Annotated in this window: 8 protein-coding genes; 4 read left to right on the top strand and 4 right to left on the bottom strand. The window is 68.5% G+C overall.

Translation table 11 applies throughout. The features are described 5' to 3' along the window. Positions 1 to 1,442 (top strand): EAL domain-containing protein (locus tag KBI44_19720; GenBank protein MBP9146711.1); only part of this gene is annotated, 1,442 nt, incomplete at its 5' end. Here KBI44_19720 and rocD read toward each other — a convergent pair. Further along, positions 1,378 to 2,610 (bottom strand): ornithine--oxo-acid transaminase, encoded by a 1,233-nt coding sequence (rocD, locus tag KBI44_19725; protein ID MBP9146712.1) that lies wholly within the window; start codon positions 2,608 to 2,610, stop codon positions 1,378 to 1,380. The two genes, KBI44_19720 and rocD, sit on opposite strands and share 65 nt — an antisense overlap. Positions 2,611 to 2,672: 62 nt before the next feature. On the opposite strand from rocD, the gene KBI44_19730 reads away from it, so the two are divergent. From KBI44_19730 to KBI44_19740, 3 genes are all read left to right on the top strand, one after another. Further along, positions 2,673 to 3,497, top strand: coding sequence for an rRNA pseudouridine synthase (locus KBI44_19730; GenBank protein ID MBP9146713.1), 825 nt, complete (start codon positions 2,673 to 2,675; stop codon positions 3,495 to 3,497). A gap of 19 nt (positions 3,498 to 3,516) precedes the next feature. After that, positions 3,517 to 4,647: a prephenate dehydrogenase/arogenate dehydrogenase family protein gene (locus KBI44_19735; GenBank protein ID MBP9146714.1), complete on the top strand. Its 1,131-nt coding sequence runs from the start codon at positions 3,517 to 3,519 to the stop codon at positions 4,645 to 4,647. A 73-nt stretch (positions 4,648 to 4,720) separates the two neighbouring features. After that, positions 4,721 to 5,371, top strand: coding sequence for an isoprenylcysteine carboxylmethyltransferase family protein (locus tag KBI44_19740; GenBank protein MBP9146715.1), 651 nt, complete (start codon positions 4,721 to 4,723; stop codon positions 5,369 to 5,371). 117 nt (positions 5,372 to 5,488) lie between these two features. Here the strand turns inward: KBI44_19740 and KBI44_19745 are convergent, their stop codons facing one another. From KBI44_19745 to KBI44_19755, 3 genes are all read right to left on the bottom strand, one after another. Next, positions 5,489 to 6,913, bottom strand: coding sequence for an ammonia-forming cytochrome c nitrite reductase subunit c552 (locus tag KBI44_19745; GenBank protein MBP9146716.1), 1,425 nt, complete (start codon positions 6,911 to 6,913; stop codon positions 5,489 to 5,491). A gap of 60 nt (positions 6,914 to 6,973) precedes the next feature. After that, positions 6,974 to 7,432 carry a cytochrome c nitrite reductase small subunit gene (gene nrfH, locus KBI44_19750; GenBank protein ID MBP9146717.1) on the bottom strand — a complete coding sequence of 153 codons (459 nt, stop codon included), beginning with the start codon at positions 7,430 to 7,432 and terminating at the stop codon, positions 6,974 to 6,976. 213 nt (positions 7,433 to 7,645) lie between these two features. Continuing rightward, the gene (locus KBI44_19755) at positions 7,646 to 9,133 is read right to left on the bottom strand and encodes a hypothetical protein (GenBank protein MBP9146718.1); all 1,488 of its coding nucleotides are present in this window, start codon (positions 9,131 to 9,133) and stop codon (positions 7,646 to 7,648) included. Between the last annotated feature and the right edge of the window lie 108 nt (positions 9,134 to 9,241).

The raw sequence follows: 9,241 nt of genomic DNA on the forward strand, positions 1-9,241 counted from the left end.
TCGTACCGTTCGATCTGCTGATGGTCGCGGTGCTGGGAATCGCCACCGTCGTCTGGCTGCTCGAAGACGAGCACTTCCGGCTCGTCGAGGCGTCGCTGCAGATCGAGAAGCTCGCCTACTACGACAGCCTCACCGGGCTGCCGAACCGCAAGCTCTTCCTCGACCGGCTGAAGCAGTGGATCGCGCGGCGCGGGCGGACCGACTATCACGCTGCGCTCTTCTTTCTCGACCTCGACAACTTCAAGCGGATCAACGACACCTACGGCCACGAGACCGGCGACCTCCTGCTGGGCGCGGTTGCCGAGCGGCTGCGCTACAGCGTGCGCGAAGGCGACACGATCGGGCGCCAGGGGGGCGACGAGTTCACCCTGCTCCTGCCGGGCATCCGCTCCGCCGACGACGCGATCGCGATCGCGTCCAAGCTCCTCGACCGCCTGGCGCAGCCCCTCGAGGTGGGGGAGCTCTCTCTCTTCGCGGCGGCCTCGATCGGGATCACCCTCTTCCCCGACCATGGGGACGATCCGACGACGCTGCTGCGGAAGGCCGACACCGCCATGTACCGCGCCAAGGAGGCGGGCCGCGGCGGCGTCGTCATCTACGACAGCGAGATGTCGGACGTGAGCCGCGAGCGCTTCGTTCTCGAGAGCGCGCTGCGCGCCGGACTCGAAGAGGAGCATCTCGTGTTGTACTACCAGCCGATCGTCCGGGCGGGCTCGGGAGAGATCGTCGGCGTCGAGGCTCTCGTGCGCTGGCTGCACCCGGACCGCGGCCTCATTCTGCCGGGCAAGTTCCTGCCGCTGATCGAGAGCACCGCGGTTTCCGAGGCGTTGAGCGACTGGGTTCTGCGCAAGGCCTGCGCGCAGGTCCAGGCCTGGCGAGAGCGCTATCAGCAGGATCTTCAGGTGTCGGTCAATCTGACCGCGCGCGCCTTCGAGAATCCCGAGTTGTCGTCCAAGATCGACGTCATCCTGCGCGAAACCGGCCTGCCCGCCGCGGCGCTCGAGCTCGAGATCACCGAGACCATGGCGCTGCTGCACGCCGGGGGACCGGTCTCGACGCTCGCGGACCTGCGCAAGCGGGGTGCGCGCGTGGCGGTGGACGACTTCGGGATCGGCTATTCCTCGCTCTCCTACCTCCGCGAGCTGCCGATCGACACCGTCAAGCTCGACTCCTCGTTCATCCGGGAGCTGGGCCGCCGCCGCGAGGACTCGAAGATCGTGGGCGCCGTGATCCAGCTCGCCCACGGGCTCGGCATGGAGGTCGTCGCCGAAGGCGTCGAGGAGGAGGAGCAGATGGTCATCCTCGAGATGCTCTACTGCGACAAGATGCAGGGCTTCCTGTTCAGCCGCCCTCTCGAGACGGAGGCCTTCGAGGGCCTCATGGACGCATCAACACCTTTTCGAACCGGTCCAGCGCCCAGTCGAGCTCCTGTCGCGAGATGACCAGTGGCGGCGATACCCGGATGACGTGGGTGTGCGTCTCCTTGCACAGGATGCCCTCGGTGGCGAGCTGCTCGCAGAATCGGCGCGCGCCCCCGGCTTCCGGCTTGAGCTCGATTCCGATCCAGAGGCCGCGTCCGCGGACCTCCTGGACGTGCGGCGAGCGGATCGCGCGCAGGCGCTCGAGAGCGTAGGCGCCGAGCTTCGCCGAGTTCTCGATCATCCGTTCCTCGACCAGCACCTTGAGTGCCTCCCGCGCGACCGCTGCCCCTAGCGGATTGCCGCCGAAGGTCGAACCGTGATCGCCCGGCTTGAAGACGTTCATCAGAGCGCTGTCGGCGAGGATGCCCGACACCGGGTAGAAGCCTCCCGAGAGGGCCTTGCCCAGCGTCACGATGTCGGGGCGGATGCCGTCGTGCTGGTAGGCGAAGAGCGCCCCGGTGCGGCCGAGACCGGACTGGATCTCGTCGGTGATGAGCAGGGCATTGTGCCGTTCGGTGAGCTCGCGGAGCTCCGCGAGATACCGCGCAGGCGGCACGACGATACCGGCCTCGCCCTGGATCGGTTCGACGAGGACGGCGACCGTGCGCTCGTTCATCGCCGTCCGGACGGCGTCGGCATCCCCGAAGGGCAGCAGGCGATAGCCGCCGGCGAACGGACCGAACCCCTCACGGTACTGGGCGCTCGAGGAGAAGCCGACGATCGTGGTCGTGCGGCCGTGGAAGTTGTTGTCGAAGACCAGGATCTCGCCCTGGGCCGCCGGCACGCCCTTGACGGTCTGCCCCCACTTCCTGGCCAATTTGACGGCGGTCTCGACCGCCTCGGCGCCGCTGTTCATCGGCAGGAAGCGCTCGAAGCCGGTGAGCGCGCTGATCTCCTGGCAGAGCTGGCCGAGCTGGTCGTTGCGGAAGGCGCGCGAGCAGAGGGTCAGCCGCTGCGCCTGCTCGGTCAGGCGCTGCACCAGACGGGGGTGGCAGTGCCCCTGATTCACCGCCGAGTAGGCGGCGAGAAAATCGAGGTAGCGATTGCCCTCGACGTCCCAGACCCAGACGCCCTCGCCGCGTGTGATGACGATCTCGAGCGGGTGATAGTTGTGGGCGCCGTGACGATCCTCGAGCGCGATCAGATCCTGGGAGGAGAGGGCGGGGGGTGCTGCGAGCAGATCGGACATCGGGAGCTCCGGGAGGGTGCGATGAGAGGGAATCCTACCGGCTTTGGCTAGGATCCCCAATCATGGGCGAGCGTCGGCGGTTGCGGCCGGGTGAGGTGGAGCTCGCGCGTGCCTTGTCGAAGCTCGGGCTGGCCTCGCGGACCGAGGCGCGGCGCTGGATCGAGGCCGGAAGGGTGTCGATCGACGGCACTGTCTGCCTCGACCCGGACCGGGCCGTGGTTCCGGAGAGTGCCCGCCTGGCGATCGACGGCCAGCTCGCGGGCCGCGCCGCCTTCCGCTGCCTGATGCTCCACAAGCCGCGGGGAGTCGTCACGACGCGCAGCGATCCGCAGGGCCGCCCGACCGTCTTCGACCTCGTCGCCAATGCCGCCCATGCCGCCCATGCCGCCGATGCCTCCGATGTCTCCGCCACTGCGGCCCATCTGATTGCCATCGGCCGGCTCGATCTCGCGACCTCCGGCCTTCTCCTTCTGACCAACGACACCCGCCTCGCCGACGTCCTGACCGACCCGGCGAACGCCATCCCGCGCGTCTACCTCGTCAGCGTCCGTGGTCGCTGGGACGAAGAGAAAAGCCTGCTGGTAAAGGAAGGGGTCGCCGATGCGGCGGAGACTCTGAGCGCCGCGGAGGTGGTCGTCCGCAAGGTGTCGGGTCGGGAGTCGCACCTGGTCGTGACCCTCGTGGAGGGCAAGAACCGGGAGGTCCGCCGCCTGATGAAGGCCGCGGGTCACGAAGTGACCAGTCTCAAACGAGTCGCCTTCGGCCTCCTCGACCTCGGCACCCTCGCGCCTGGGGAGTGGCGCGAGGTGCCCTTTACCGAGCTTTCTGCCGCCTTCGGCACCCTCGTCGCGGACATCGAGGCCCGGCATCTCTCTTCTCCTTGCTAGTCTGTTCGCCGGAGGGGCGATGAGTGAGGAGCGGCTGGACCGGTTGCGGCGGCGGATTCGGAACCTCGATGCTGCGATGCTGGGGCTGATGGCGGAGCGGATGGAGTTGGCGCGCGAGGTGGGGCAGGAGAAGCGCGGTGCCGGCATTCCTTTGCGCGATTTCGAGGTCGAGAAGCGGGTGCTGGCGCGGGCTGCCGCGAGCGCCGAGGCGCTGGGGCTCGCGCCGGAGCTGGCGCGCGGCGTCATGCGGCAGCTCGTCGAAGAGGCCTGCCGGGTGCAGGAGATCGATCACTTCTCGACCTACTCCGGCGAGTCCGAGTCGATCCTCGTGGTCGGCGGCGCCGGCAAGATGGGGCAGTGGCTGGTGCGCTTCTTCGAGACCCAGGGGCATCGCGTATTGATCCACGACCCGGCGTTGGCGGCACTGGCGACATCGGAGGCAAGTGAGGCGGCAGGCGGCGAAACGGTAGCGGCGCTCGCCGATGGTCTCGCGGCCGCCTCGATGGTTTTTGTCGCGGTGCCGCTCGACCGGGTCGCCGGGGTGGTCGCGGAGATCGCCGGGCTCGGCTACAGGGGTGTTCTCTGCGACGTGGCGAGCGTCAAGGAGCACTTGCGGCCGGCGCTGGACGCGGCGCGTGACCGTGGCGTCGCGGTGACCAGCATCCATCCGATGTTCGGGGCCGGCGCCCGGACGCTCTCGGACAAGGTCATCTGCCTGTGCGACTGTGGCGTGCCGGCGGCGACAGAGCGTGTCGCCGGCCTCTTTCGCGAGACCGCGGTGACTCTCGTGCCGCTGTCGCTCGAGCGCCACGACGAGATCGCCTCTTACGTCCTCGGGCTGTCGCACTTCCTGAACCTTCTCTTTGCGCGGGTGCTCGCGACGAGCGGGCTCTCCTTCGCGGAGCTCACTGCCGTCGGGTCGACGACCTTCCATTCCCAGTTCGCCACCACCGAGAGCGTCGTGCGCGAGAACCCGTTGCTCTACTACGAGATCCAGAAGTCGAATCGCTTCTCGGAGCGGGTCTACCGCGAGATCGAGCGCGCTTCCGCCGACTGGATCGGCTGGGTCGAGCGGAGCGAGCCGGGCTCCTTCGCCGAGGCGATGACGGGGCTCTCGGCCTGGCTCGGCGGCGCGGACCGGAGCGGCTGACTCGAATCAGCGGCGGGCATTTTGCGGGCGCGAGGCACCAGGCAAGGTGATCCTGCGCTAGGCTCCCCGGATCTTGCTCCCCAGACTGCTGCGACCTGCCGCGAACTGCAATTTCGAAGTCAAGCGACGGAACTACCTGCGGCTGGCGGGCTCGTTCCTGATGGTGCCGGTGCTGCTGGCGATCGTGCTCTTCTCCACGGACCCGGCAGGCTCGGCGGCCGTTGGCTGGAGCCTGGGCGCCGGCATCCTCGTGGCAGGCGTCGGACTGCGCTTCTGGGCGCTGGGGAACATCGACGGCAACAAGAAGCGGCTGCTGGTGACCTGGGGCGACTACAGCAGGATGCGGCATCCACTCTACCTGGGCTCCTTCCTGATTCTTCTCGCCTTCTGCATCCTGTCCGGAAGCTGGCTGGCGACGGGAGTGGCCGGTCTCGCCTTCCTGGTTCTCTACCTGCCCGTCATTCGCATCGAGGAGCGGCTGCTGGCGGCGCAGTACGGCGATCGCTGGGGGCGCTACTGCCAGCGATCCTGGGCGTTCCTGCCCCGCTGCTGGGGGCGACCGGCGCCCGCGGAAGCTGGCGAGGGCGAGATCACGCCGTTCCGGTTCCGGCGGCCGGCGCGGGTGGTCGGTTTGCTGGCGGCGATTCTGGTGGGCGTTCTCGGCGCCTCCGCCGCGCTGCGGGCCATGCGCAGCGCCCTCGGCCTGCCACAGCTGTTCTTCTAGTTCATCTTCCAGTTCAGAGCGGTCCGGCGCGGCGCTGGCGGTCGGGTCGCCGCGCGCCACCGCAGCCTGCGCGGGACGCGAGGGGACACCGGCCGGGATTTCCGGGAAGCGACAGCGCTAGCGCGTCGCCGTGTTGACGAAGCTCGGCTGGAAGGCGGCGTCGCGCACGGCGATCTGGCCCTCGCGCGCCAGGTTGATCGACTCGCCGAGGATCCGCGCCGCTTCGGCGGGAGCGTGGAAGCCGGTCGAGTTTTCGGCCTCGACGAAGTCGAGCCGGAACTGCGCCTGCCGCTGGAGCTTGCGGGGCAGCGCGAGCTGCTCGTCGGTGCGGCCGGCGGCCACCGCCGCCTCGAGGTCCCCGATCAGCGCGACGAGGGCGTCCATGGCCTGATTCCGCAGCAACTGCGTGCGCTCCTGGATCGTCTCGACCCGCGCCCGCAGCTCCTCCTCCGGCCAGCGATGGCAGGTCTGACAGGCCTTGTTGATGTTCAGCAGGGGGCTTCGCACGTGATGGTCGGAGACCTTCTGGGCACCGACGCGCTCGTAGGGCATATGACAGTCGGCGCAGGCGACACCGGAGCGCGCATGGACGCCCTGGCTCCACATTTCGAACTCGGGGTGCTGCGCCTTGAGCGCCGGCGCGCCGGAGGTCTTGTGCGTCCAGTCCTTGTAGTCGAGGTCGTCGTAGTAGGCCTGGATCTGCTCGACCTTGATGCCGTTCGCCCAGGGGTAGACCAGGCGCTTCTCGGGTCCCTTGAAGTAGTACTCGACATGGCACTGGCCGCAGACGTAGCTGCGCATCTCCTGGCGCGTCGCCATCTTGTTCGGATCGTAGTCCGGCACGCCCTGGGAGGCCTTGAGGGCGCGGATGCCCTCGAGGAATCCGGGCCGGGTAATGCGCAGCTGCATCGTCGCCGGATCGTGGCAGTCGATGCAGGCGACGGAATGCGAGATGAGCTTGCGGGCCTCCGTATAGGGCATCTGGTTCATGGCCTCGAAGCCCTTGATCAGGTCGCCGCCGCCGAGTTTCTTGTACGGCAGGTAGACCGAACCGTGGCAGTGCATGCAGGTCCCCGGCTGCTTCGCGACCACCTGACGCTCGGTGAAGGTCTGATCGTCGAGCATGTAGGCGTGGCCGCGCTCCTCGCGGAAGTCGACCGCGAAGGCGTAGCCGTTCCACATCGTCTTCAGGCGGGGATCCTCCTCGATCCGCGACTGGGCGACGATCGAACGCGGGTCGGCGGCGGTCGGCGTTCGCGGCACGGCCTCGCTGCCGCCGAAGCGGGTGCGGACCTGATCGACCGTCTTCAGATAGCTGTCGTACTGCACGGGGAAGTTCTTGCCCCAGACCGCCGGATCCTCGGTTTCGTCGGTGATCTCGACGACGCGGAAGAACGGATCCCGGGCCTCCTGCTTGTGCTCGAAGATGTTCACCAGGAGGCCCGTGAGGACGGCGCCGGCGACGGCGGCGACGACGGTCACGAGAAGGATTCTGCCGCGACGGACGGGGGCCGCGGTCTCGGTCTTCTGCCGGTCGTTCATGGGGATCTCCTCGGTCTCAAGGTCTCTGGGCGAAGGGTTCGATGCGTCGCCGCGCGCCGGCTAGTGAAGGTGCCCGACGTTGCGGTGGCAGGCGATGCAGTCGAGGCGCTCGCCGCCGGTATGGGCGGACGTGGCGTCGATGGCATCGACGATCGCCGCGTGACATTTGCTGCACGAGCTCTGGGTCACCCGGTGGTTGCGCGGCGTGATCTGGATCGGGTCGGGAAAGCGTCCGGTGGTGAAGGCGAGCGAGTGGTTGAAGCCGTTCAAGGCCTTGGTGAAGTACTTGGGCAGGAATCCCGGCGGCGTGTGGCAGTCGTTGCAGACCGCGACCGAGCGGTGGCTCGAACGGCTCCATCCGGCGTACTGCTCCTCCATGACGTGGCAGTTGGCGCAGGCGCGCGGGTCGTCGGTCATGTACGAGGCGCCACGCGCGTAGGCGAACGTGTAGAGGCCCACGCCTGCCGCGAGTCCGCAGAGGAGAGCGGCGCCGACGGCGCCTCGGTTCATCCGGCTCATCGAGGACACTCTAGCCGACTCCGAGGAGTCCATGACATGACCGCCGTCATGGCGCGTGACCCTTCGGGGACACACAAAGGGGGTGCCTTGTGGGCCGCGATGGCCGGCGCGTGCTGCCCCCCTTTGTATGTCCCCGAATGGGTGCGCCGGCACTGTCTGCACTCCGACAAGGCGAAAGTACGCCGCAATCGATCGATTCTGTCGCTCAGGCTACTAGGGCGGCGCCGGCTCGGTCGCCCGGGCAGATTCGGCTTCCCGCGCCCGGGCGAGCAGGCGAGCGAACTCTGGCCGTTCTCTGAGCGACGCCAGGTCGGCGTCGGTCGCCATCTGTAACGGTTGCGCCAACCCGTGGTCGAGCGCCTGGCCGAGACTGGCGAGCGCTGCTTCCGGCAACCCTGCGCGCGCCTGGGCGCAGGCAAGGTTGTAGAGAAGGAAGGCGTCGTCGGGGAAGATCTCCGCCACGAGCGCGAGGCCAGGTACGGCTCGACGGTAATCGCCTGCGGCAAAAAGCTCCTGGGAAAGGTAGAAACCGAGCTGGACCTGGATTGCCGCCAGAGCTCGCCCAGCGGCCGCGCCGGCAATGCCGCCGCTTTCGCGTCGATGCAGGGTGTCATCGACGGCGAGGAGATGCCGAAGCTCCCCGACGGCGATCGGCCGCTCCGCCGCCCGCAGAAGCGCGGCGGCTTCGCCGATGCGGCGGAGCGCCAGACTCTCGAATTTCTCGGCGGCTTTTTCTTCCTTCACTGCGCTTTTCGCTTTTCCCGACGCGAGCAGGGTCTCGGCGCGCAGTCTCGCGTGGGCGAGCGTCTCAGGGGTGCCAATTCCATGGAACGTCTCGGCGATCTGTGTGAACCGCCTGCCGGCGGCGAGCGCTTCGCCGGTGCCTGCCAGGAGCTCGGCCGCGGCCATCTCCTCGGCGAGCAGGGCTTCGAGCCGCGGGGCATCGCGCGGTGTCCGGCCGTCGCGCATCGCCAGAACCTCCAGCCAGCCGACCGCCTGTCTCGCCATCGCCGGCGGGCACCAGGCGTGCGGTCCGGGAAAGAACTCGAGACGATGGGGGACGCCGGCCTTGGCGGCGAGCCGATCGAGCTCGCGGGTCGGCTGATAGTTGAAGTCCCCCTCGCCGGCAGCAGCGAAGAGGGCGAACTTCGGCGCCAGCGCCAGGCGCTCGGGGGCCGGCCGGCCACCGATCGAGATCACACCGGCGAGGTAACCCCCCTTGAGACCGACCGTCCAGGCGAGTACCGCACCGCCGGAAAAGCCCCCGGCGTAGATGCGCTTGTCGTCGATCGGCAGGCGTTTCATGACGTCCGGGATCATGGCGTTGATGGCGCGCGCGTTGGGCTCGCCCGGCCCGTCGCTCATCGTGTTGTTGGAGCTCGCGAGGATCCAGCCGAACTCGTCGGCCGCCCCCTGGAAGAGCTCGGCCGCGAGCCGGCCGCGCGAACGTGGATCGAACAGGATCAGCACCGGCCACTTGCGGTTCGGCTCGAAGCTCCGCGGAAGGTAGAGCTCCCAGGTCTGGGTCGGATCGGAGAGCGTCGGGATCGCCGAAGTCAGCGTTCCGGCCGGCAGCGTTCCCAGGTAGTTCGGCGGCGCCGCGCTCGCGGTTCCTCCTGCGGCGAGCAGGGCGATCGCCAGTCCGAGCGCCGGCGCCCCGTGCGGGACCCTCCTGAGGAGATCGCTTGCCGTCTTCGCCATGGAGGAGTTACGTGGCGCCGGCCGGTCGGGTTCTCCCGATCCGCCAGGCGAGGACCTCTGGACCGGCGAAACCGAACACGATCTCTGCCACGACGGTGCGCTCGAGGC

It is taken from the genome of Thermoanaerobaculia bacterium, assembly GCA_018057705.1.
In the GTDB taxonomy this organism is placed as follows: Bacteria; Acidobacteriota; Thermoanaerobaculia; order Multivoradales; family JAGPDF01; genus JAGPDF01.

Bases quoted from the DNA above. Each gene is read 5' to 3' on its own strand.
- rocD (MBP9146712.1), bottom strand. From the start codon at position 2,610: ATGTCCGATCTGCTCGCAGCACCCCCCGCCCTCTCCTCCCAGGATCTG.
- KBI44_19730 (MBP9146713.1), top strand. From the start codon at position 2,673: ATGGGCGAGCGTCGGCGGTTGCGGCCGGGTGAGGTGGAGCTCGCGCGT.
- KBI44_19735 (MBP9146714.1), top strand. From the start codon at position 3,517: ATGAGTGAGGAGCGGCTGGACCGGTTGCGGCGGCGGATTCGGAACCTC.
- KBI44_19745 (MBP9146716.1), bottom strand. From the start codon at position 6,913: ATGAACGACCGGCAGAAGACCGAGACCGCGGCCCCCGTCCGTCGCGGC.
- nrfH (MBP9146717.1), bottom strand. From the start codon at position 7,432: ATGAGCCGGATGAACCGAGGCGCCGTCGGCGCCGCTCTCCTCTGCGGA.
- KBI44_19755 (MBP9146718.1), bottom strand. From the start codon at position 9,133: ATGGCGAAGACGGCAAGCGATCTCCTCAGGAGGGTCCCGCACGGGGCG.